Origin of the sequence: Ruminiclostridium sufflavum DSM 19573 (genome assembly GCF_003208175.1) — a bacterium.
Taxonomy (GTDB): Bacteria; Bacillota; Clostridia; order Acetivibrionales; family DSM-1351; genus Ruminiclostridium; species Ruminiclostridium sufflavum.
The window spans coordinates 15,778-41,246 of record NZ_QKMR01000012.1 but is presented as its reverse complement, the minus strand read 5'-3'; the positions used below and the strand labels follow the sequence as shown (position 1 = coordinate 41,246).

The following is a 25,469-nucleotide window of genomic DNA, read 5'->3' as shown; positions in this document are numbered from 1 at the left end:
CCTCTCTTATTTTAATGGGACAACTTCTTCACCTATTCGCTGTCCTTTATCATTATATTTGTAAATATGCGTATGATTTTCAAGGTTTTGGCCTGTTGATTTATCATAATGTGTATGTGGGTTGCTTCCTGTATAATAATCCTCTCTCGTTGCTATATTACCATTTGAATCGTAGGTCGTTCGAGATACAACTTTATTAAGGTCTTCATTGTCAACTTTTTCATACACTGAGTTAGGTTGTCCTTGCTTAGGTGCTTGCCCTTTACCTTGGGTTACAACAGGTTTACTCCCCCCCTCAGGCGACTCTTCCTTTATTTTATTATAATAATTCTTAACATTTTGTGCATCTGTAGTAACATTATATATTGATGTTCCAACTGTTCCAACACCATGAGCAATTAAGCCGGCGCTTGCTGCAATCGCTGGCACTCCCAATGCTGCTCCTACACCGGAGGCAGTTAATATTCCTCCTCCAACTTCTCCGGCAGCACCCAAAACAGCTTCGCCGATACCAAAAACTATTGAGCCTGCATCACCAATAGTTTTCCCTATATAGTATCCTGCATACGCATGATTATTTCCACCTGTAATTTGTCCTAATGCATTAATCATGATTTCATCTGATGATTGGTTAAATGCCATTTGATTTGTTATTTCAGGGATATTCAGTGAGGCATTATAAATGCCGGAAACAGTTAATCCTGTGATTATTCCCAGTGCAGTAGGCAAACCATTATTCATTTCATTGGCAGATGCAATATTATCTGTATTGCTCAATTTCGGAGAATTTATTCTTTCCGCTATTTTCTTATCGTCCTTTATGAGCCTACTCAGCTTGTCCTTATTATAAGCTGCCTGTGATGCCTTTAAATGCTCTGCTATGCTTGCTCCTGTACTGCCGCTGCTGATTAGCCCATTAAAGTAGCTATTTGTGTTTAGCATGGATGCATGTCTTGCCATAGCCTCCAGTTGGTCGAAATGCCCCGTAGGGTCTGTATACATTATCGGTTCATTGTGGCAATACGTATATAAGTTAAGGCTCAGCGGGTCGCTTGGGTCGCCCAAATATGTGTCTTCTTGCAGGAATCTAGCCGTTTTTGGGTCATACATTCTGGCGTTCAGATAGTATAAGCCTGTTTCTGCATCGTACTGATATCCGGTAAAAGCTATGCTGTTGTTCGCGCTGCCTGTTGTGTCGGTTATGTTTCCAAAGGCATCATAATAGTAGGTTGCGGCTATTGTTCCGTCAGGTTTTAATAGCGCCGTTACATCTGCATGTCCGTTGTACAGGTAGAAGTACGTATCAAATATATCTGAGCCATCCGTCCTGATTGCCTCCCTCATTATCAGGTTGCTTCCGTATACGTTTCTTGCTGTTTCATTTCCTGAGCTATCTACTTCCAGAACTACCTTGTCACCCTCATATAAGTATCTTGTCAATGTGCCGTTTACTGTTTTTCCTACTCTGTAGCCTTCTCCGTTGTATGCGTTTATTGTTGTGGCTGTGCCTGTCATGGTTTGTATCAGCTGATTCCGATAATCATATACATTAACTGCTGTTATTGTTCCGTTTACTGTGGCCGTCAGCTGGTTTCCGTTGCTGTCATAGGCATATTCCGTTGTGGCTGTCAAGGTGCCGTTTACCTTGGTTGATATCTGGGTTAACCTGTTCTGCCCGTTGTATGTGTAAGTGTTTTCAGTTGTTTCAGTTCCCTTTGTTATTGCTTCTGTTTTCCTGTTTCCTGCTCCGTCAAAGGTATAGGCTGTTACCGTATCGTCAGGCTCTGTCACTGTTTTAAGCCTGTTCAGCTCATCATAGGTATATGTTGTAGTTCCCTTTGAGTCTGTCTTTGAGGTCTGGTTGCCGGCGGCATCATAGGTGTAAGCATAGCTGTCTATTACCGTTCCGTCCGCTTTTTTGTTTGTTAAGGTCCATAACAGACCATTATCGTAATATATATATTCTTCAACGGCTATGTTATTTGTGCCGTCTGAGTATGCTACACTTTGCCTTGCTCCGTTGTCATAATAGCCGTAGGTGGTTGTCTTACCGTCTGCCGTTACTGTAATCAGCCTGTCTGCTTTGTCAAAGACTTTAATTGTTACATTGCCTTTTGGGTCTGTTGTTATTTCCTTGTAACAGCCCTCATCCATGCCCTCTATTATATCATACCGGAAGGTGGTTGTCCCAATATTTGGCACTGTTTTTGTCAATACCCTGCCCAACTCATCATAGGTTCTGAGGGTTGTGCCTGTGCTGTCTGTCATTGCCAGCTGGTTTCCGTTTGCGTCATAGGCATAGGCTATTGCGCTTCCTGCTTCATTTTGTATTTCCTCGCTTATGAGCCTTCCGTGTATGTCATAGGTGTATACTGTTGTCTTTCCGTTTCTGTCCGTTTTGCTTGCAAGGCTTCCGTCTGCATTGTAGGTATAGGCCTCTGTTTTTGAAGAGTCGTAGGTGTAATTGCCCTCAGGTCCTGTCCTTCCTCCATGATCTATACGCTTTACTGCCTTGTTTGCCGCATTGTACTCATATGTGGTGGTGTCGCCTTTGCCATCCGTCTGTGTAAGCAGGTTTCCGCTCAAATCATAGGTGTAAACTGTTGTCTCGTTTTTGGCATTTACTGCTGTTTTCAGCCTGCCCATTTCATCATAGGTATAGCTTGTTGTATTGCCTCTGCCGTCTGTTTTTGAGGCTATATTCCCAACATTGTCATAGGTCTGGCTTGTTGTATGGTTTTCAGGGTCTGTTGCGGTTAACAGCCTGTTATTTCTGTCGTATGTATATACTGTAGCCTTGTTTAATGCATCATAGGCTTTTTCCTGCACATTGCAGTGGTTGTATTCAAGCTTCTGTATGCTTTTCCCGTAGGCATCCTTTGTTTCTATGAGCCTGTTCAAGCTGTCGTATACATTTACAGTTGTATTTCCCAGCCAATCGGTTGTTGTTATCTGGTTTCCGTTTGTATCATATGTATATGTGGTTTCGTGTTCTATACCTGACGCTGATTGCCTTGATATTATAACTTTATTTTGCTCATTGTATGTATAGGTTGTACATTTTTCATTTCCGTCAAATACATATCTGGCGTTTCCGTTTTTGTCATACCGGGTTGAGGTTGTTATTGCCTCTGTGCCGTCCTGCTTCTGCTGCGTGTGAGACAGTACATTTCCCTGCTTGCTGTAGGTATATGTGTCTATAGCTCCCTTTGTGTCCTGCCGGGTTTTCAGCCTGCCCATCAAATCATACTGGCAGGTTACAGTGTTCTGAGGTATTGCAGCATCACCCGGATATATTGCTTTTCTTACCTGACCTAATGCATTGTATTCATAGGTTATTGTGCTACCTGTTGCTGCTGCCTGATAGCTTGTCTCTGTAAGCAAATTCCCTGTAAAGTCGAAGGTGCTTGCTTTTATTGTCTGCTCCGCAGCATTTTCTGTTTTCCTTACAGCTACGGAGATTACATTTCCGGCACTATCATAGCTGTACTTGGTTACTGCTCCGTTTGCAGCTGTTTCCGTAAGTGTTCTGCCCAGTGCATCATAGCCGTATTTCGTTGTAAAGCTTAGGCCTTTTGCTTTTGTCTCGGCATCTGATACTGTTTCTAGCTTATTTGCAATATTGTAGGTGTATTCTGTTCCGTAGCCTGTGTCTATTTGTGTATCTATGCCTGTCTTGTCCGTTGCCGCTTCAAAGCCCAGTGCATCAAGCTCTTTTATAACATTTCCGTTTGCGTCATATTTATATGCCCTCTGCAAGATATTTACCTGCCCGGTTGTCCATTCAAAGGTCGTAGGGTCTACTCTCTTTTCCCCGCCTATGTATGTTTTTGTTTTTACCCTGCCCATCAAGTCATAGGTGTATTCCACCCTATTCATCTGTTCAAGGGTTTTTGCAGGGTCATAGTCCTTTGCGGCAACCTCGGCTGTCAATCTGCCCGCCCTGTCATAATAGAAGGCTGTTGTATTTGTTGTTTTAAGCCCTGCCGAAGCTGTTGTTTCAGTTACGGTTTTTTCAAGCAAGCCTCTCTTGCTGTAGGTGTTTATTGTTTCATTGCCGTTCGGGTCTGTTGTTTTTACGGTATTGCCCTGCCAGTCATATTCTGTTGATGAGGTTATTGTTACAGGCAGCATGTACTCATCTATTCCCGACTGGCTTACGCTTGTCCGGAGATTCATATTGTCATAGGTATAGGTGGTTGTTACCCCGTCTGGCGTTGTTATTGTTTCAAGGCTGCCGTTTTTGTCATAGGTATACAGGGTTGAAAGTATTGTGTCCTCTGTGCCGGTATAGTCATTTCCCTCAATGTCTCCGGCTTTTACATGTACTTTTTTCTCTGATACTTTTCCTAAATAGTTGTAGCCGTATTCGGTTATGTTTTTGTTATTAGCATCTGTGTATATCGCTTCCTTGCTGATGTTGCCGTCTGCATCGTACTCATATTCTGTTTTGCCGAATATTGTACCTGTTTCATCACTTTGTGTGAGGGTTTTTACTTTTCCGTTAGCATAATATTCATAATTATTTGCTATATAGCCTGTTGGTACTGAATATAGGGTAACTGTAGTTTTTCCTGCAATTTCCTGAAGCTTTCTGCCAGCCTTATCATAAACTATTTTTTGATAAGTATATTTTACTGTACCGCTTATGCTTTCAAAGGGTGTCCACTGCTCGGTCAGCCTGTTCAGGCCGTCATATTTGTAATAGGCTTTGCTGCCTTTTGCATCTGTTGTATTGTTTATTGTTCCGTTTGCATTATAGGCTGTAGAGGTTGTTCCATCAGGGTTTGTCTTTGATATCAGCCTTCCCGAATAGTCATAAACGCTTACGGTTACCGCTATGTCTGTGCCGTTTAAGTATTTTTTGCTGGTGGTCTGTGTGTTTTTGTTTGCCAGTATTTCATAGGTGTTTTCTTCAAGCATTATTTTCCCCGTTTCCGGGCTGTCCTGATAATACACCCTTGCTGCTCTGTTCATTACATCATATTCATAGGTATATACCGAGCCGTTGGGCTTTTCCTCTGTTTTCAAATTTCCGTATATATCGTATGTATAGGAGGTTGTGTAATTGTTTGCATCAGTAAAGGTTTTTACCTTTCCGCTGTCATAATATGTATACCTGTTTCCGTAATTTCCGGTGTATTCATGGCTTGCAATATCATCCTCGGCAGCGTTGTATTGCTTCGGAGCTACCTCCTTTGTCCTTCTGTTTTCGGAATCATATGTGATTCTGGTAATACTGCCGCCGGTCCCATTTTTCTGCTCCTGCTTTTCAAGGTTTCCGTTTTTGTCGTAGGTGTATTCTGTTTCATTGCCTTTTGCAGAAATTGATTTCAGCAATTGGCTTATTGAATTGTATTGTGTTGTAACGGTTTTGTTCTCGGCATCTGTTACTGTCTTTATGTTTCCGTATGCATCATAGGTGTAGGTGGTTGTCTTGCTCTCCGCATCCCTTACCGATTTCAGCAGTGCCTTTGCCTTATAGCCATTTGCCTGACATTCCGCATCTGTGTAGTAGGTATAAGTAGTTATTGCAAATTTGCTTGCATCACTGGTACCGTCTGTATATTGTTCAGTACCATTTAGAGGCTGAACCTTTTTCAGCAGCTTCTTTTGGCTGGCATCATATACAAAGAAGGTATATTTGCCCATTTCGTCCCTGACACTTGTCACATTGTTTTTAGCATCATAGGTCATTACTCTTGTGCTTGAGTCGGGGTTTGTTACTTTTGTGATATTGCCCTTGCTGTCCCTGTCATAGCTTGTTTTGCTTCCATTTCTGTCTGTTACAGATTTTTGCTCCGCATATTTGTTTAATCCGCTTGAGTCCTTGTCATATTCATATGCCGTTAATTTTTCCTCTGCATCTGTTGAGCTTATTATGCTGTAGGCGCTGTCATATTTTTCTGCTGTGACCCTTCCGCTGCTGTCTGTAATTGTGGTTTTGCAGTTTATGTTGTCATAGGAATAGGTTAATATATTTCCGTTTGCATCTGTTCTGGTGTCAACCTTGTCCTTGTTTTCTCCCGAATGAAGGTAGGTGACCGCTTCAACGGTTTTATTGCTGCTGTCCCTGATTTCCGTAAGGAAGCCGTCTGTGTCATAAAGGTATCCTGTCGAATTGCCCATGGCATCAATTACTTCTGTCAGCCTTTGATTCTGATAATTGTATGTGATGGTTCTGCTGCCTGCTATGTCTGTTATTGTTTTTATTAACCCGTCCTGATATGCTATTGCAAATTGCCTGTCTGCCTGGTCTTTTACTGCCGTAGCCTTGCCCTCTGAATCAACGGTTATTGTAATTGCGTTGCCGTTCCTGTCCTCCATTTTTACAAGGCAGCCGTCCTGATTAAAATAAAATACATTTTGCTCCTTGGAGGTAAGGGTATATGTTCCGTCTGAGCGTTTAACAAGAGTGTTTCTTGAGTTGTTTGCCGTATATGTGCCGTCTTCGTTTTCTTTAAAGGCTTGAACACTGCCGTCGGGCAGGCTGACCACTTTCGTCGACGGTACAGCTGTGGTTTTTGTTGTTCCGTCTATATCAACATATGTGCTTTCAGCATTTTTAACACTTCCCTCATAGCTAAAGGTCCAGCCTCTGCCGAATACCGAGGCTTTGTCGTTTCGTGAGTTGTAGGTTCTGCTGAAGGATATGTCAAAGCCCGGTGAATCCATTGTCAAATCAGTATAGGTTCTTGAAAAATTACCTGTGGCAGAGTTTGTCCCGCTCTGTCCGAAGTACAGCTTATAGTTCATTTCTGAGCCCAGCCAAGGGGTGTAATCAATTCCGTCGCCTACTCTGTCGCCTTCGCCGACCCATTTCCCTGTATTGGAATCGTAAACTGACGGGCCGTAATACGAGCCCCAGTAGTTATATCTTGCGTCGATTGGCGTGGAGGGGTTGGCGTTGTAGATGCCGTAACGGTTCTTATCTCCACCGTTACCATTTCCGTAAAAGGTGTTAAAAAGCAGTACAGGAGTGTCTGAGGTATTAAAGTATATACCGTATTGATGTGACCTAACTATCTCTGAGTTTGTGAGGATAAATTTTCCTTCCACCTTCAATGCACTATCATTATAGGTAATAATATAAGTATGGTATCCCCCATATCTTATTTTAACACTATTACCGTTGAAAGTTCCTGTAGATGATACATATATGCCATACCAATATCCGTCTATCCCATTTCCACCATACGCCGAATCATATTCTGTAGTAAATACAATCGGATTATCCCTTGTTCCACTTGATGCGTCCAGTGTTCCTTGTACTTTTATGCCATAGCTTTGGTTTGCATTCTTAAGTATTACTCCGGATTTAATTGTTAACGTCAATCCCTCTGGAACTGATATATCCTCAAGAAAATAATATGTACCGCTGGTTATAGTTAAATTATCAGCTAATGTTCCGCCTATTTCTATACTTTTAAAAACACTTCCAGTATATGTATTGTTTTTTATTGATGTGAATATAGATTCCTTCACTCCAAGATTTACATATATAGCATGAGCACGCGTACTTGTACTGTTGTACTCTATACTGTTATTCTGAATACTCAAGTTTCCTATTCCAAAATCGAATACACTTATTCCCCATGAATTCTGAACCAAATTATTATCTTCAATTATCACATTTCCTGCACCTTTTTGGCTAAATGTTATACCTTCATAATTACAATCAGATATTGTGTTATTTATGATTGTAATTGTTCCATTTGATGCTTCTGAATTATTAGCAGCAAATATGCCATAATCAAATCCAGATATTAATGTGTTTTCTATTGTTATATCTTTTGTAGTATTAGTGTATATTCCTTGTCCTGTTTCTCTAGTATTTGCACACGAACTAATGATTTCTGAATTTGTAATTGTCAGCTTTCCACACACACTTAATGCACAGGTATTTTCACTATTTGCTGCACCATATCTTATCTTTATATTTTCGCCAATAAACTCCCCTGTTTCTGATATCTTTATACTTCCACAGTATATTGGTGCTTCTATATTTCCGCCATATACTATATCACCATATGTGGTAAAAACAACCGGGTTGTCTGTTGCTCCATTTGCTTGAAGTACTCCATTTACATATATATTGCTATATCCATCTATACGCTTAATAATTACTCCTTGGTTAACTATCAAGGTCTTCCCACTTGGTACTATCAAGTCACTATGAATATAGTATGTACCACTGTTTAAAGTGAAATTTTCTGACAGCGTTCCTTTTATCATTATTCCATTGCAACGCATATAACCTGAATATGTGTTGTTTTGTATTTTTTCAAATGCAGATGAATTCACCCCACCAATATTTATAAGTATAGGACTGTATGCAGAATCTATCGGTTCATTATTTGATATTCCATTATTCTTAATGCTTAAGTTGCCAGTTCCTAATTTCGAGATTTCTATTCCATTTGCTTTTTGGGATATTGTGTTTCCTTCAATTATTACATCATTTGAAGTATCTATAAATACTCCATGTCCATATGAATTACTAATCGCAGAATTTGTAAACTTTAATTTCCCCCGTACTATAATTGCTCCTGTGTATGAGGAATCACTATATCTTATCTTCACATTATCTCCTACAAACTCTCCTGTTTCCGATACATTTATACCCTGCCAATAATCATTTAAGCCTTTTACCCCGCTTCCTCCATATTCCGAATCCTTGTGTGTTGTAAAGACTATTGGATTATCTACATCTCCGTTAGCAATAAGCTTGCCTCTTACATCAATAATATAGCTGTAATATGCACCCTTCACCACTACCCCCGGCTCAATTGTCAGCGTTGCTCCTTGTGCAATTGTCACACTGCCCTCCATCATGTACGGGCTGTTGGCAAGTGTCCATGTTGTATTCCGGCTGATTGTCCCGCTTACATTAGTATATGCCTGAGTTGTATTTGAAACCTCGTTGCTCCAGTCACTGCTCAGGTAGTCATTTAATGCTTTGATTCGTATTCTATATTGAGTACCCACAGTCAACCCATCTATCACACAGCTGTTTTGCGTAACAGTCTTAACTGTCTGACCATTCAATTCCACATCATAGCTTGTGGCATCCGAAACAGCATCCCAGCTTACTGTAAGCGAAGTTGTGGCTGCTGTAACAATTATATTTGAAGGCGTACTCAAAAGAGTGTACTTACTGATTTCCCCACTCCATGCGCTTTCGGTATTTGGATTCTTTGCCCTTATACTTATCCAGTGCTTTAGGCCCGGTGCCAAGCCGGTTATCTGATAGGTATTGCCTGTAATGTCAGGTATTATTTCATTATCTATTTTAACATCATAGCCTGCGGCTCCGTTTACCTCATTCCATGTCAAATCAATAGAAACAGCTGATACGGTGGTTGCCGCAAAATTTGCAGGAGCAGCAAATCTTGTAAAACTTATTATCTCTGTGCTCCAATTTCCCGAAGTACCGGCATTGTCAACTGTTCTTACCTTAACAGCATGCTGTGTATTCGGCTCCAAGCCGTTGTAAGCATGGCTGCATGCCGTTACATTTGTGATATTGCCGTCAAATGAGATATCATAGCTTTCGGCCTCCTCCACAGAAGTCCAGCTGACAGACAGCGTTGTATCAGTTGCTTCAACCTTTATATTTGCAGGTACAGACGGAGCAATAGTAGTAACAGCTGCCTGATTGCTCATAGCTGATTCATTATGCTCATTATATGCTTTTATTGCATATTGGTAAGTCTCTCCCGGCATAAGCCCGCTATCTGAATAGGAATTGGTATTTGAGTCTTCAAGCAGGCTGCCGTCACGATATACCTCGTAGCCTTCCGCACCTGTAACAGAATCCCAAGTCAAAGCAACTGTGCCGGCTGACGGAACAGCTGTCAGGTTTGCAGGAGCCGATAGCAAGGTATACCTTGTCACCTCTTCGCTCCATTCGCTCAAGCTCTTTGGAAAATCTGAAATACTTCCCAAAAAATATTGCTTCATAAGGGCATAATCTATCGCATCAATGGAATCATCCCCGTTAACATCCCCAATCCACATATCGTTTTCAACCGGAAAATCGAAGGTATTATCGTACAAATATTTCTTTACTAATGCCATATCAATCGCATCTACAGCGTTATCCCCGTTTACATCCCCAATAAGCCCGTACATGTCCGGGTCAACTGCTCTTACCTTAATTGTATGCTGTGTATTCGGCTCCAAACCATTGTATGTATAATTATTTGCCGTTGTTTTTGTTATATTGCCATCAAGAGAAACATAGTAGCTGTTTGCACCTTCAACCGCATCCCAGCCTACTGTCAATGTTGTGTCTGTTGATGTTACAATTATATTTGAAGGTACCGATATTGCCGCGGGAGTTACAGTAGCCGATGACATACTGACCTCCAGCGCCTCACTCAATGCCGAGGTATTTCCGGTACTGCTGTATGCCTTTATTCTGTAAACACACGCTGTTCCAGCCGTAAGTCCGCTGTCGGAATATGTACTGGTGACAGAGGTCCCGATTACAGTACCATTGCGGTATATTTCATAATAGGCAGCCCCGCTTACCGCAGACCATGACAATTCCGCCGAGGCATCCTGCAAAGCCGCTGCAAGACTTAAAGGAGTATTAAGCAGGGTATATGCGGATATTTCCGCGCTCCAATCGCCTGTTCCGTATTGACTGACTGCCCTTAATCTGATTGTATGCGGTGTGCCTGGCTCAAGACCGCTGTATGTATAACTCACTTCTGTTGTATTTAAAATACTTCCGTCTGTCCAAAGGTCATAGCTGTCTGCTCCGTCTGCGGCATCCCAGCTGACTGTCAGTGCTGTGTCACTTGCAGTCACATTTATATTTGCCGGAATTGAAACTGCTGCCGGAGTTGTAACCGCTGAGGCAAAAGCTGTTGCCTGACTGCCGGAGGCCGGTAAATCCGATGCTGCTGAATCTACGCGCCGCATCATACCTGCGGCTTCCTTTGGCATACCTGCTTGTTCAGGTTCTCCGTCCGATGCTCCCGCCAAAGCAGTATCACCGCCTTGTGCTGTTACTCTGTCTTGCCCCGTATCAGCCTCCCTCCCTCTTCCAGACTCCTTTTCCGCAGACGGATCAGGCTGCAAGCCCTCCTCATATGCCAGTGCGCCGGCAAAAGCCTTCTGCACCTGAAAAGCACTTAAATCAAAAGCGCAAAGGCTCTGTATCGCAAGCAGCATTGCCAGCAGTCCAGCAATCCTCCTTTTTGCATTTCTCATACATTTCTTTGGTAAATAATCCATTATACATTTTCCTTTCATAAAGTATCAGTATCTTTCCGTCTTATACAGGTACAGAAAAATAATCAGACATAGCATGCTTTTTATTGCATGTCTGATTAAATACATATCCACATATGTTTATGTGTTATACCCCTATGGAATCTTTTGAAGATTTTGTTTTGTAACGTAAGTATTGGATTTTAAAAATTAGACTTTTCGAAGCTTAGAGTCAAACCTAAAATGCCGCCAAAACCTTTATTAATTGACTTTATTTTCATTTTTTGGAATACGATACTTAATTAGTTTAAAATATATCTTTGATTGTGTCAATAATAAAATCAACTGACTAAAAATCAATTACGCTTCAGTCTTCGCGATGATATTTACTTCATGAACGATATCATCTGCTCTAGCTGATAGTAATTGACTTTTTCAGACCGGAGCCTCCTGAAGGCCGCGTTGAAAACCGGTCAAAAACAAGCCGTAGTTGGCTGATAATGCAGAAAACCAGCCGGAACATTATACTTAAAAATAATATTCTGACTGGTTTTCTATTAACCAAATGTTATGCAATTTAAATATAAAAATACAAAACAGCCCTTCAGTGAGGAGCGCCCCTGTGAAGCCTGTTCAATACTATTGACTTCAGCTTTCAGCCGTCCCGGATAATATACCCCATGCTCTCATGACCTGCTCCTTTGTCGGTGCCGGAACGCCCTCTAAAGGATACTCAGCCTTCAGGTTCTCCCACTTTATTTTGCCCGTTGAATGATAAGGCAGTACCTCAATCTTTTCTATGTTTTTAAAGTTTTTAAGATAATCCCGGGCTGCCTTCAGGTCAGCTTCATCATCCGTATACCCCGGTATTAATACATATCTTATCCATACAGGCTTATTAATATCACACAGATATTGAGTAAAAAGCTTTATCTTATTATTATCAACACCTGTCAGCTCCTTGTGCTTCACTGCATTTGCATGCTTTAAATCGAGCAGTACAAGATCTGTATATTTCATAACCTCTTTTACAGCCTCAGCATTTACATATCCGGAGGTATCCACAGCCGTATGAATGCCCTCTTCCCTGCACCTTTTGAAAAGCTCGAGAACAAACTGAGGCTGGATGAGTGCTTCTCCTCCGCTGACGGTTACACCGCCCTTCGATGAAGCTATAAAGTTCCGGTACTTTCGGATTTCCCTCATGACCTCTTCGGCAGTGTACAGCCGTGCATCCTCCGCACTCCATGTATCCCTGTTATGACAATATTTGCATTTCAAGGGACATCCCTTCATAAATACGATAAATCTGATTCCGGGACCGTCCACAGTACCAAATGTCTCGAAAGAATGAATCTTACCTTTAGTTTCCAACATTATCCTCCGGTTTACTTTTCTTCAGCAAGCTTTTTCATTATAAATTTATCGGCAAATTCCTTGCTGAACGGCAGCTCTATACGGGTAGTCCCAGAAACCAGCACAGTTTGGGTATCCCCGTCTTTTTGCTCTGTAATTATTTTAGTATTTTTGGGGCTGATGCTATACTGCCTTCCCTGCAAGCTGAGTGTCGCCGTACCGTTTTCTATTTTCATAGCCGGAAGATTTAAATATGTTGTCGCAGCTATTGCAATAACTGCAATAATTATTGCAAGCTTAAGAATTTTTTTTGCAACCTTCGCTATAATAATCAGCACTACAAGCACTGCTATAACCGGCACCAGAAATGATGCATCCGTTACCCCGAGTCCTTTAAGTATCTCCATAATTTGTGCCCATGCCATAAATGCGGTATAAACTCACAAAAATACCGGCATGGACTCTATCCCCCTTTTTAAATTCTTGCAAAGCCTTTTACTGTATATTCTACCTTGCAGAGTCATTTTCCTTCATGTATTTCTGATATTTTAACGGCTGTCCTGCTTCCCACGGTCTGTATCTGTTTGCAAAATCAACCCTCGATTTATATGTGGGATGGTCATATGTCCACAGCATATATACTATTCCCGGTTCAGGCATTGTCAGACTTTGCTGATGAAGCTTGACAGTTCCCGTTGCTGTCGCAAAATTGTTTTTTGTAAGCTCCAGCTCAAATCTGTCCGCCTCAAGCTCGGCACCTCTGGAATACGCATTTGACACAGGCACTGCCGCAAACAGCATAATATTTATTATGAGGATTATCAGCGGATATGCGGCAACATCAGATAACCTGTAAAACCCATACCTTCCTTTTGTTTTTTCCAGAAACAGATTGCATATTCTAAACACAAAATATAAAACAAGTATACTTCCAAGTCCTCCGAAAATTATGGACTTCCATATATGTCCCATTAAATAATGTCCCATTTCATGTGCTACCACGCCCAGCACTTCATCTGCATTCAGATAATTAATTGTGGTATCCCACAGAACAATTCTCTTCGTATTGAAAACCCCTGTCATATATGCATTCATCTGGTTTGTCTCTTTGCTTTTATCAACCTGAAATACCTGACAATTTTCAATAGAGGTTCTGCTCAGCAGATTATCAATTTTTGCCGAAAGCTCGCTGTCCTCTATTTGTTTATACTGGTTAAACATGGGGGCAATTACTATAGGCTGGATATAAGACATAAAAAACATATACGGAATTGAAACAAGCGCCAGATACAGCCACCACCGCTTGGGAGACCTTCTGATAAGCATGAAGGGTATCCAGATTACGGCGGCTGTAACAATCGCGTTTACCGTAAAGCTCTTTAGAGTTTCAACCAGCCATTGTAAAAAGGTCTGGTTTGACAGAGCATATTGATGCATTCTCACAAATCCCGTATACATGTCCAAGGGCAAATAAATCAACATTTCAAGAACAGAATATACTATAAAATATAAAATAACTATAAGAGACCATCGCTTGGCCTTTCTTCTTGCCCAATCTCTGATTTTTGCCGAAAGCCTTGAAAAAATAAAAAATGCGGGCACTGCAAAACCAAGAAAAAGCCTGACAAGCCAGGTTGTCACCTTGCTTTTCTGAAAATCAAAGGCATCCTGTGACGGCATCCCGACAGTAACCGAATCAGGCACAGCCAGCTGAGGCTTCTCGGGATATGTGCCTATAATATGCCTGTAATTGAAAAACTCCGAAATTATAACGAGACATGTGAATATTACAAAAACAGAAAAGAATATCAGCACTGCTTTACGTATTTCCTTACTCAATTTCCTCAACCCCCATATCAGTTGCCTGACGAAATCAATATATTTCATCAGCTATGCCATATAGCCAATATCTCTTATTTGCTTCGTCTAACTTAACCTGCTTCTGATTTGGACAGCATCAAAAAAAAGCGATGACTTATCCATTGTTTATTATATGACAGTATAAGGTCATTTAATGAATTAATAAGCCTTTCCCATTGCAAATACCTTTATAATATTCAAATCCTTATCGCAAATAACACAGTCGGCATCCTTTCCTGCTTCAAGACTGCCCTTTCTGTTATACAATTTCAGCACCCCGGCAGGATTTTTGGTTATTATGGAAATCGCTTTTTCAATCGGCACACCCAAATCCTTTATAGCGGCTCTAATCTCATCAAACAGTATTTTTGTGCTGACGGTGTCCGAGGAAATTACATTTCCTTTTTCATCAAATACCGGAACGCTTCCATATGCATCAGAGCTCATTGTAACTCTGCCTGTGTCAATTCCCAGGTCAATCAGCTGCTTTATTGCAGTATAGGAGGCAATACAATCCTTATCGGCCTCGTTTGGTATAAAGCCTGCTGTCAAATCGATAAGACCGCCTTCCTTCAAGTATTCAACAGCCTGATTAAACAGCTTATGTGTCCTGTTTACATGCGTCGGAAGAAAATGCGTCTTAGGAATCATGGTCTCCCTTATTAATCTGAATAAATAATCCAGCCCGTTATCAGCTGCTCCCATATGGAAATGCACAAGCCCCGCCTTGCCCGAAAGCATAGCTCCGTTTCTTGTTTGCGCTGCAAGTCTGCTTATCTCAGAAAAGGCCGGTTCAAAGGATCTGCTGTCGGCCAGACAAATTTCTCCTACTCCAATAACCTTGTCAATAAAAACCATATCACTCTGGACACTGCCTGTCAAAGTAACAGGCGGAACCTGATATGACCCTGTGTATATATAAGTAGTCAAGCCCTGACCTTCAAGCTGCTTGGCCTGTGCATACAAGCCTGCAATATTTCTTGTTACGCCATCGGCACCAAGAATGCCCGCAACTGTGGTAATTCCACTTTTCAGTATATCCGTGGCATTGGCGGAAAGGGTTCTGGTAGTATAACCGCCTTCTCCTCCGCCGCCTGCAATATGAACGTGCAAATCTATAAACCCGGGAAAAATAATCCGGTCCCGGCAGTCAACAATATTGACAGCTTTAAAATTCGAGGCATTGATGCTCTCTTCAATTAAGGCTATCCTGTCGAAGCAAAACAATATATCCTTTTTCCCAAGATATTCAGGTGAATATACCGTCGCATCCTTTAACAATGTAAACATATTTTCCCTCCGAAGCAGAAAAGTCAGTTAATATCGGCTAAAAAGCCGATATTATCAGCCTATAGCTCACATTCTTACAGTACCTTGCTCAGGAATTCCTTTGTCCTGTCATTTTTAGGATGTGAAAAAATCTCGTCCGGTGAACCCTCTTCCTTGATAGTCCCCTCATCCATAAACAATACTCTGCTGGCAACCTCTTTCGCAAAGCCCATTTCATGAGTCACAACCACCATTGTCATACCATCTGCAGCCAATTCCTTCATTACCTCAAGCACCTCTCCTACCATTTCCGGATCCAGTGCAGAGGTAGGCTCATCAAAAAGCATTACATCAGGTGACATTGCAAGAGCACGTACAATCGCAATACGCTGCTTTTGTCCTCCTGAGAGCTGTGAAGGATAATTATTTGCTTTATCCTCAAGGCCTATACGTTTTAAAAGCAGCCTTGCATCCTCTTCGGCCTTCTTTTTAGGTATATTTTTCAGTTTGATAGGGCCGAGAGTAATATTTGCAAGCACAGAAAGATGGGGGAAAAGATTAAAATTCTGAAAAACCATTCCCATCTTTTGTCTCTGCTTGTTAATATTATTGTTTTTATCTGTAATATCTATTCCTTCAAAAATTATTTTGCCGCTGCTTGGACCTTCCAATAAATTGAGACATCTGAGAAAGGTACTCTTTCCTGAACCGCTGGGACCTATTATTACGACAACCTCACCCTTTTGAACAGTAATGTCTATTCCCCTCAGGACCTGAAGTGCACCAAAGCTTTTGTATAGATCTATAACATCAATCACCGGTTTTCATCCTCCTTTCGGCAAAGCCCAGCACTCTTGTCAGCGTAAACGTAAGTACAAAATAAATAACCGCTACCACAATCAAGGGCTCGAACGGTTTGTAAATAGCTGCTTTTATAATATCGGCACTTCTCATCAGCTCCACAATGCCAATAACCGAAAGCACAGATGACTCCTTTATCACAACTACAAATTCATTTCCAAGTGCAGGCAATATATTTCTGACAGCCTGAGGAAGCACGATATATCTCATGGATTGTAGCCCGTTAAAGCCCAGAGAACGCGACGCCTCCATCTGTCCCTTGTCAACAGCCTGAATGCCTGCTCTGATAATTTCAGCCACATAGGCCCCGCTGTTTATTGCCATTGCAATAACACCGGGTATAAATCTATTCATTTCTATTCCGAGAAATACAAATTTGGGAAACGAAACGCTGTAATATACCAGCGAAATCTGGACTAAAAGCGGAGTTCCCCTGATAAATTCAATATAAGCCGATGCTATAATTCTCGGTATTCTGCCTTTTGAAATTTTCATTAAAGCAAGCAGGGTTCCTATAATTACACCTAACAGCACAGTAAGGACAGCAATAACGACAGTACTTATCGTGCCGTTTATAAAATATTGCGAATAGTCTTTTACAAAGCCGAATTCCAAGCAAATCCCCCTCCAACATAAATTAAATTACTATCAGATAAAACTGACAGTCTCAGCCGGCATCCCACAGCGCAAGGGCTTGATACCGCAATTGTTCCTTATTAATAATATCCTTCCTGAGAGTAGATCCTTTAAGCCTTCTCAGCAGGGCAATTTTGGCAAAAACTAAGGCTGCCTCAAAAGAAACAGCCCAATTTCCCGAAATTCAGATTATTGAGTAACATTCTTCTCATTAGCTTCCTGAACAAACTTATCAATAGAGCCTTCCTCAATAAGCCTGTCTAATGATTTATTCAGTAATGCCACAAAATCCTCATTCCCTTTTTTAACAGCAATTGCCGATCCGCCTGAATCCTCTTCCACGTTAATCTCAGACAATGCAAGATCATTATTATTTTTGATGTATCCGTTTGCAACCGGCAGTTCAACTACCAGAGCATCTATTTTATTATTTTTCAATTCCATAACCAAATCAGGAATTTTACCCAAGGAAACAAGCTTTGAAGCAGTCATTTGATCCTGCGCTATTTTCTCCTGTGTTGTACCCAGCTGTACGCCTACATTTTTGCCGCTCAAATCTGCTATAGTCTTAATCTTGTCCTTATCCTCGGCTCTTACCATAACACCCTGTTTTGCTTCATAATAAATCTTTGAAAAATCAACAGCTTTTTTTCTCTTTTCATCAGGATTCATTCCGGCAATAACTATATCTACCTTATCAGAATTCAATGCCGCCAGAAGTCCGTCAAAGCCTGTGTCTACTATTTCAAGCTGAACCCCGAGATCCTTTGCAATCTCGTTTACTATTGAAATATCAATACCTATTATAGTATCTTTTCCTTCAATCATTGTGTGGTACTCATAAGGTGCATAATCCGCACTTGTTCCTACCACAAGCTTGCCGCTCTTCTCAATCCTTTCCATTGTTGAGGCCTCTCCGCAGCCTGCTGCAGATATACCTACCGCAGCCACCATTAATGCGCAAAATACCTTTTTTATTATTCCTTTCATTTTTTACCCCCTAGAAAAAATATATATAATAATTATAATCTTCAATGCATAAAAATTCAACATACCATGCAAAAATATTGGCGAATTATATCGTTATTTACATACTGTCATCATACTTCTCATAATATATTGTCCATTATGAGCTGAAATTATAAATACAGCATCTTTTCAGGCATATCAAGCCTTTATAAGCTGCTTTATAATTTCAGAAACAATATCTATTATAAATATATTTAATAAATTATTCTTTTATCCGGCTTTTACTTAATTCAGTTAAAATATTTATCCTGTATTTTTTGAGCAAAAGGTATTTTTTCCCGGATACGCTACGTATTATATATTTAGCATTTAAATATTTTTTAAGGACGGATAATAAAATGATTCGTAAATATTTATGTATCGGAGCCGCAGTTATTGCTCTTCTGCACGGCTCATCCGCTTTCTGTGCGGAAAGCAGTATATATGCAGAACAGAACGGAGCAAGTATACCACCTGCAGCTTCAGAGGCCACTATCACGCAGGATGAGCTTAACCTCCGGCAGGAACAGCTTGAAAAGGAAAAACTGCAGCTGAAAAATGATCAGGAAAAGCTTAAAAAGGAGCAGGAGCAGCTGAAAAGCGAACAGGATAAATTAAAGAAAGCACAGCAGCAATTAAAGCTTGATCAGGAAAAGCTTAAAAATGAACAAGAGCAATTAAAAAAAGCACAGGAAAAAATTAATCTGCAAAATAAGCAGGCAAAATTAAATACAGAAATTACCGGTAAAAATTATTTAGGCTATTTAAAAAACTTAGGCTACTACAAAAAGGTCTATAAAAATGACGAAACCCTGAACATACGAAATACAATTCTTCTTTTCCAAAGCAATCATAACATGACAGTAACCGGCACATGGGACGAGGCAACAAAAGCAATGCTGGTCAAAAGGCTTGTAAGCCCGTCATTTACATATTTAGATACAATAAAGGCAGCTCCCTCAAACGGAAAATGGATTGTTGTCAATAAAACAAAAAAAACACTGACCCTGTACGAGGGGGCAAAGGTAATCAAGAAGTATGCAGTTGCAGTAGGAAATCCCGCAACTCTTACCAAAAGCGGCAAATTCATCGTGACAATGAAAATTGTCAATCCTGACTGGGGCGGCGGCGGATTTTCCAAGCCAATCAAGGGAGGAGTGCCGGAGAATCCTCTTGGGAGCCGCTGGCTTGGAATTAACAGGACAGACGGTTCCTACGGTATTCATGGAACCAACTCATTTTATTCTATAGGAAAATATATTTCCCATGGCTGTATAAGAATGCAGAACTACTGCGTTGAAGAACTCTATCCTCTGGTTCCCCTTAAGGCAAATGTTTGGGTAGGCACACAAAGCGAATTGATCAACTGGGGCGTTTCGCAGAACCCTTTTGAAATCCAGAGCGGCAACTAAATAGAGCTTGCCCCTTGAATTCCGCTGAAATATTTAAATATAATATCTATCTTGAATTATAGTATTTGATATGATAAAATACACAATACAAACACATTTGTCACTGAATGGCGGACACAGTTAAGAAATCGCCGGCTGCCGCAGCCGGCAATTTCTTGTATAAAAGTCAATCACTATCGGCTGAGGCCAAGGGCTTCAACCTGATTGACCTTATGAAAGCCATTGAGGTGCAATAGCAAGTTAAGCTTATGACATTAAATGATTGGAGGCATATAGATATGTCAAAATTAAAGGTTGGTATTATCGGCGGAACAGGAATGGTTGGTCAAAGGTTTATTTCCCTTCTTGAAAACCATCCGTGGTTTGAGGTTGTTTCCATAGCTGCCAGCGGAAATTCTGCCGGCAAGACTTATGCACAATCTATCGAGGGCAGATGGAAAATGTCAACTCCCATTCCTGAAGGAGTTAAAAATATTGTAATTAAAAATGCAACCGAGCAAGTAAAGGAAATCTGCAACGAGGTTGATTTTGTTTTCTGTGCAGTTGACATGAAAAAGGATGAAATCAAAAAGCTTGAAGAGGAGTACGCGAAAAATGAAACTCCTGTGGTTTCAAACAACTCGGCTCACAGGTGGACTCCAGATGTTCCGATGCTGATCCCCGAGATCAATGCCGGACATATAGATATTATTGATGCTCAGAAAAAAAGATTAGGCACAAAAAACGGCTTTATTGCCGTAAAACCAAATTGCTCAATTCAGAGCTACGTTCCTCTTCTTTCACCCCTTATGAAATTTGGGATTAAGAATGTTGTAGCCTGTACCTATCAGGCTATTTCCGGAGCAGGTAAAAACTTTAACGACTGGCCTGAAATAATAGACAATGTTATTCCGTATATAGGCGGAGAAGAAGAAAAAAGTGAGCAGGAGCCTCTTAAAATTTGGGGTACTCTTTCCGGCGATAGAATAGACAAGGCAGCTTCACCGCTGATTACAACTCAATGTATACGAGTACCTGTACTCGATGGCCATCTTGCTGCCGTATTTGTTTCCTTTGACAAAAAACCGTCAAAAGAAGAAATTCTGGAGCTGTGGAAGGATTACAGGGGCGAGCCTCAGACACTTGAGCTTCCGAGCGCCCCAAAACAGTTTATAACATATTTTGAGGAAGACAACAGACCTCAGACAAAGCTGGACAGAGAGCTTGAAAACGGTATGGGAATTTCAGCCGGAAGGCTTCGCGAAGACAGCCTGTATGATTATAAATTCGTAGGCCTGTCACACAATACAGTCCGCGGAGCGGCAGGCGGTGCGGTGCTAATGGCTGAATACCTGAAAGCAAAAGGATATATCAAGGCAAAGTCTGTTGCTATCGGCTGAGAAACGATACAACCGTACGTAATTTATATTTAATATTTCAGCAATTTTTGCCGATAAGAAAGCTAGGTGTAATAACCTGGCTTTTTTATTTTAAATAAGCATTTTAAGATACGTAATGCTTAAATTCTGGAATTGAAGGAGAAGAAGCATGGGCATAAAATCGGATTTTGCAGGCCAATATTCAGGAAAACAGGATGAAATATTGATGTGTGAAGGAGGACGTATATCGTCCATCCTATTGCTGCTTAACGGAAAGATTGACGTATACTTATCACCTTTAGATTCTTTGCCGAATGAGGATAACTCATTCGCAGCCGACAGCTGTCGTCTTTTCACTCTGGATCAAAACACCTTTTTATGTGTTAATGATATTATACGCAACGGACAAGGCTCCTTTTGTCTTAAAGCAAAAGAAGCCTGCAATTTATATTGCTTTCCTGCGACATCAATAAAAGGCATCAAAAATGTAATTGCTTCCCAAAAGGATTATTCAACGTATATTGTATCCTCCCTGGCAACTCTGATAGACCTCAGTTACAATGCATATCAGAAGCTGCTGCCAATTTGCAGGAGCATTGATACCTTAACCAGAAATCTTTTTGTATATTATTGGGCTATCAAGGATAAATACTACTTTCAGAATAATGACAGCATCGAGGGTATAGATGACTATCAAAAAATTTACGAGGCTGCTAAAAATTCAGATTATAAATTTTTCCCTCTGGATTCTGAGTCCTTATTTGTAAAATATGATACACAAAGCAGTCAAAGCAACGAATCGGAAATGGATACCTCAGGCATTGAATATTTTTCAAGGCTGCTTAATGTCCCCATTGAAAACAGGAAAGGATTTTTCAACAGTGATGATACGGTCTGTGAGTACCATATCCAAAAGGGCTCTGATTATCTGGATTTTTTGACGGGGGCTATTAAGAATATTTTAGCATCATTGTCAAAAAACCTGAACTGCCTTTATCTGTCCTCTGATAATTTAATTGGTACTTACGGCAAAATTATTGTTGATTCAAAAGAAGATAAGGAAGCCGCACTCAATGGCTTGGCAATATTAAAGCAGGCCCTTGATATTCTGACAAATAATATCGAAAAGCTGCAAAACGAGTTTAACTTTGCCACAGAGCTGAATATACCGGATATACTCGGCTACTATGATATAACTAAAGAAAAAGCTGCCATTAAGCAATCGGGAATCACCATGGATAATATTTCGGATATAGGAAGTGAATTGCCGCAGGAGCTGGAAAACAGCACAGAAAAAATCCTGAAATACTGCTCTTGCTCTCAGGAGGTTATTGACAGCTTTAATAAACGTCTGAGTCATTTCAGAAGCCTAAAGGATAAAACCTCGGGCGACTCGGATATCAGAGAGCTGCGCGCCTCTCTTTCCGCCGACTTTTTCTCTTTATACGAAAAAGCCTTTAAGAAGTCACAGCAGGATGACCGTTGTCCAAGACTAATCAGCATGTTCTTAAATTACGGATATATGGATGAACGGCTGCTTACAAAGGATCAGGCAATAGCTTTATACAGGCTGTGCGACAAGGATTATTCCGGCTTTAGATTTTCTGTATGCAGTGCAAAAGAATGGCTGGAGCAAATATACAAAAACAAAAAGGAGCCGTCAATCAATGACTTTGGACAAGACTATTCAGATATGTTCAGAGATATGAAGAAAAGAAAAATTGTGACCGATCTGGACAGGCCCGCTTATGATAACGATTATAACGCTAAATTATCCTTTGAGATAAATAATATGCTCAAGACAAATCAAAAGGTATGTCACGGACAAATGAGCACCTATTTCCCAATCCTTCATAAAGACCTCATAACAAGAGATATAGAAAAGGCAATAATAACCCCGCAGAAAATAAACAATGCACTGGAAAAGGTACTGGAAACAGATTTTTCTATTTTCTATCGGGAAATCTGGTACAAAAATGAAACAAGAGGAATCGAAAAAGAGCCTATAATGAAAGAAATTCTTCCTGATATAATACTTGTCCCCACCTTTGGCTCCCGAGGCTCTATGTGGCAGGAAATAACCGGCAGGGCCAGAAATACTCCCGGACGTTTTATTTTACCGGCATTTACAGATGAGAATATCCCAGACCTTGTTATGAAGCTTATAGGCACCTTCCGGTGGGAGCTTTGCCGTACTATGATGGGAATCTCCTGGAATGATATAACGGAGAAGTCCTTAACCTCAGAGTATACCGATTATATTCAGTTCTATAAGAAAAACCATGATTTAAGTGAGGATGCAAAGGCTAAAATAAAGGTGCAAATACAGAAAAACAGAAATCTGATGAAGGATATTTTCACAAGTGACTATGAAACCTGGATTAACTACGAATCAAAGGGAATATTACGGCTAAATAAAATAGCCAGATCAATCCTTTTCCGCTATTGTCCCTTGCCAAAGGAAATAAGAAGCAATCTTGCGAAGCAGCCTGCCTTCAGTGATCTTGTTATACAGCTGAACAATTCCTGGGCAAAGACGGCTAAATCCTTATCTGCAAAGTACTCAAAGCTGTTTAAGGATATTCCCTTGGATGAAGACCTTGAAGCAAATCTCATTTATTACAGAGATATGTAAGGCTTTAAATACAAAGCTGATGCTCCCTCTGGCAGCCGGGATACTGAACCTGTCTGCTGAGGGAGCATTTCTGTTTCAAGCCTTCGGTATTTTATTCTGCCGGTAAAAATAGAAGCATCATTAACAGCCCTTGTCAGATTACGGCAATACATTCAATTTCTATCAGTACATCCTTCGGCAGTCTTGCAACCTCAACGCAGGATCTTGCAGGAAAGCTGCCGGTAAAATATTTTTTATACACTTCATTGATTGAGGCAAAATCATTCATATTTTTGATGAAAACCGTTGTTTTTACAACGCTGTCCAAGCTTGCTCCAGCACTTATAAGCACTTCCTTCATATTTTTAAGTGCCTGCTCGGCCTGCTCAGCCACTCCCCCGGCGACCACCTCACCTGTTGAAGGCTCTACGGGTATCGAGCCCGAGGTATAAATTACATTGCCTGCCCTTACCGCTTGTGAATATGGCCCTATAGCAGCAGGAGCCTTGTCGGTGGAAATTATCTCAAAATTCATAAGTACCTCCCATATTGTATTTGTCGGTTCATTTAAATAGTCTTATCCAATTTTATGTGCTTAAAGCTTTTTTTATTAGCGGCATAATCCTCTACCGTATGCCCGTCGCCAATCAGCTTGTACTTGTAGCTGGTCAGACCGTCAAGACCTACAGGGCCTCTCGCATGAAGCTTGCTGGTGCTGATACCCACCTCTGCGCCGAATCCGTACTTAAAGCCGTCACTGAACCTTGTCGACGCGTTCCAGAAAACATTGCCCGAATCCACAAGATTCATAAATTTCAGAGCATTGGCCCTGTCTGATGTAACAATAGAGTCTGTATGCCCTGAGCCGTAAGTGTTAATGTGTTTTATGGCTTCATCAACATCCGCCACAAGCTTGACGGAAATAGTATAATCCAGATATTCCGTTGCCCAGTCGGCTTCGCTTGCAGGCTTTGCAGCTATTATCCCTCTGGTTCCCTCATCCCCGAAAATCTCAACATTCTTTTTGTCAAATTCCTTTTTCAAGGCAGGAAGAAACCTGCCTGCAACAGCTTCGTTTACCAGCAGGGTTTCCGCCGCATTGCATACCGCAACATACTGGGTTTTTGAATCAACGGTGACCCTTACAGCCATGTCAACATCCGCACAGCTGTCAACATATACATGGCATATACCGTCGGCATGTCCCATAACAGGTATTCTGGAATTGTCCATTATATATCGTACAAACTGGTTAGAGCCTCTTGGAATAAGGAGGTCTATATACTCATCCATTTTCAGCATTTCATTCACATCATCCCTGCTTTCAAGAAGGCTGATCCAGCCCTTCGGCAGGCCTGCTGCCACCGATGCCTCCTCAATAATATCAGCCAGCACCCTGTTTGTCTCCCTTGCCTCTCTCCCACCCTTCAGGAGAACACTGTTTCCGCTTTTAAGGCAAAGTGTTGATATCTGAACAAGCGCATCAGGCCTCGATTCAAATATTATCCCTATAACTCCTATGGGACAGGTCACTTTATACAGCTCAAGTCCGTCATCCAGCATTGTCGAGAGCAGAGTCTTTCCTACAGGCTCTTCCAGTCCTATTAAGCTTTTGATTCCCTCAACAGCATCATTGATTTTCTTTTCGTCAAATTTTAATCTCTTCAGCAGCGGAGAAGCAAGCTGTTCCTCTTCACTTCTCTTCAAATCATCATTATTTGCCGCAGTTATTCTATCTTTATTTTCTATCAACGCCAAAGCAATCCTTGCAAGCGCATTATTCTTTGTCTCAGAGTCCAAAGCAGCCATTTTGACTGCCGCATCACCAGCATTGACGCATATCTGCTTAATATCCATGCTACATCCTCCTTT

The 25,469-nt window shown here is 41.0% G+C and carries 12 protein-coding genes and 1 pseudogene; 3 read left to right on the top strand and 10 right to left on the bottom strand.

What is annotated here, in order from left to right:
- Positions 1–6 precede the first annotated feature (6 nt).
- The 8 genes from LY28_RS10795 to LY28_RS10760 all read right to left on the bottom strand — a co-directional run bounded on the left by LY28_RS10795 (position 7) and on the right by LY28_RS10760 (position 18,195).
- Entirely contained in the window at positions 7–11,247 is an 11,241-nt protein-coding gene (locus LY28_RS10795) for a fibronectin type III domain-containing protein (RefSeq protein ID WP_242981225.1), read from the bottom strand.
- Between the two features lie 624 nt (positions 11,248–11,871).
- Positions 11,872–12,597 carry a pyruvate formate-lyase-activating protein gene (pflA, locus tag LY28_RS10790; RefSeq protein WP_110462204.1) on the bottom strand — a complete coding sequence of 242 codons (726 nt, stop codon included), beginning with the start codon at positions 12,595–12,597 and terminating at the stop codon, positions 11,872–11,874.
- A 14-nt stretch (positions 12,598–12,611) separates the two neighbouring features.
- Positions 12,612–12,986 (bottom strand): hypothetical protein, encoded by a 375-nt coding sequence (locus LY28_RS10785; protein ID WP_110462285.1) that lies wholly within the window; start codon positions 12,984–12,986, stop codon positions 12,612–12,614.
- A 100-nt stretch (positions 12,987–13,086) separates the two neighbouring features.
- Positions 13,087–14,418: a M48 family metallopeptidase gene (locus tag LY28_RS10780; RefSeq protein WP_110462203.1), complete on the bottom strand. Its 1,332-nt coding sequence runs from the start codon at positions 14,416–14,418 to the stop codon at positions 13,087–13,089.
- Between the two features lie 180 nt (positions 14,419–14,598).
- The gene (gene iadA, locus LY28_RS10775; protein WP_110462202.1) at positions 14,599–15,729 is read right to left on the bottom strand and encodes a beta-aspartyl-peptidase; all 1,131 of its coding nucleotides are present in this window, start codon (positions 15,727–15,729) and stop codon (positions 14,599–14,601) included.
- A 74-nt stretch (positions 15,730–15,803) separates the two neighbouring features.
- On the bottom strand, positions 15,804–16,526 hold the full coding sequence (locus LY28_RS10770) for an amino acid ABC transporter ATP-binding protein (protein WP_110462201.1): 723 nt from the start codon (positions 16,524–16,526) through the stop codon (positions 15,804–15,806).
- On the bottom strand, positions 16,519–17,184 hold the full coding sequence (locus LY28_RS10765) for an amino acid ABC transporter permease (protein WP_110462200.1): 666 nt from the start codon (positions 17,182–17,184) through the stop codon (positions 16,519–16,521). Before LY28_RS10765 ends, LY28_RS10770 begins: the two co-directional genes overlap by 8 nt.
- Before the next feature lie 210 nt (positions 17,185–17,394).
- Positions 17,395–18,195, bottom strand: coding sequence for an ABC transporter substrate-binding protein (locus LY28_RS10760; RefSeq protein ID WP_110462199.1), 801 nt, complete (start codon positions 18,193–18,195; stop codon positions 17,395–17,397).
- Positions 18,196–18,572: 377 nt separating this feature from the next.
- Here LY28_RS10760 and LY28_RS10755 point away from each other — a divergent pair, with 377 nt between their 5' ends.
- From LY28_RS10755 to LY28_RS10745, 3 genes are all read left to right on the top strand, one after another.
- Complete coding sequence (locus LY28_RS10755) at positions 18,573–19,625, top strand: L,D-transpeptidase (protein WP_110462198.1); 1,053 nt, start codon at positions 18,573–18,575, stop codon at positions 19,623–19,625.
- Positions 19,626–19,903: 278 nt separating this feature from the next.
- Complete coding sequence (gene asd, locus LY28_RS10750; protein WP_110462197.1) at positions 19,904–21,004, top strand: aspartate-semialdehyde dehydrogenase; 1,101 nt, start codon at positions 19,904–19,906, stop codon at positions 21,002–21,004.
- A 148-nt stretch (positions 21,005–21,152) separates the two neighbouring features.
- Positions 21,153–23,618, top strand: coding sequence for a hypothetical protein (locus LY28_RS10745; protein WP_110462196.1), 2,466 nt, complete (start codon positions 21,153–21,155; stop codon positions 23,616–23,618).
- A 133-nt stretch (positions 23,619–23,751) separates the two neighbouring features.
- On the opposite strand, the gene LY28_RS10740 is transcribed toward LY28_RS10745, so the two are convergent.
- Positions 23,752–24,132, bottom strand: a complete 381-nt coding sequence (locus LY28_RS10740) for a RidA family protein (protein WP_110462195.1) — start codon at positions 24,130–24,132, stop codon at positions 23,752–23,754.
- Positions 24,133–24,164: 32 nt separating this feature from the next.
- Positions 24,165–25,460, bottom strand: a pseudogene (locus LY28_RS10735) (glutamate-5-semialdehyde dehydrogenase); the annotation flags it as partial.
- Positions 25,461–25,469: the final 9 nt, after the last annotated feature.

Excerpts from the sequence above, each read along its gene's own strand:
- LY28_RS10795 (WP_242981225.1), bottom strand. The coding sequence starts at position 11,247 with ATGGATTATTTACCAAAGAAATGTATGAGAAATGCAAAAAGGAGGATT.
- LY28_RS10785 (WP_110462285.1), bottom strand. The coding sequence starts at position 12,986 with ATGGAGATACTTAAAGGACTCGGGGTAACGGATGCATCATTTCTGGTG.
- iadA (WP_110462202.1), bottom strand. The coding sequence starts at position 15,729 with ATGTTTACATTGTTAAAGGATGCGACGGTATATTCACCTGAATATCTT.
- LY28_RS10760 (WP_110462199.1), bottom strand. The coding sequence starts at position 18,195 with ATGAAAGGAATAATAAAAAAGGTATTTTGCGCATTAATGGTGGCTGCG.
- LY28_RS10755 (WP_110462198.1), top strand. The coding sequence starts at position 18,573 with ATGATTCGTAAATATTTATGTATCGGAGCCGCAGTTATTGCTCTTCTG.
- asd (WP_110462197.1), top strand. The coding sequence starts at position 19,904 with ATGTCAAAATTAAAGGTTGGTATTATCGGCGGAACAGGAATGGTTGGT.
- LY28_RS10745 (WP_110462196.1), top strand. The coding sequence starts at position 21,153 with ATGGGCATAAAATCGGATTTTGCAGGCCAATATTCAGGAAAACAGGAT.
- LY28_RS10740 (WP_110462195.1), bottom strand. The coding sequence starts at position 24,132 with ATGAATTTTGAGATAATTTCCACCGACAAGGCTCCTGCTGCTATAGGG.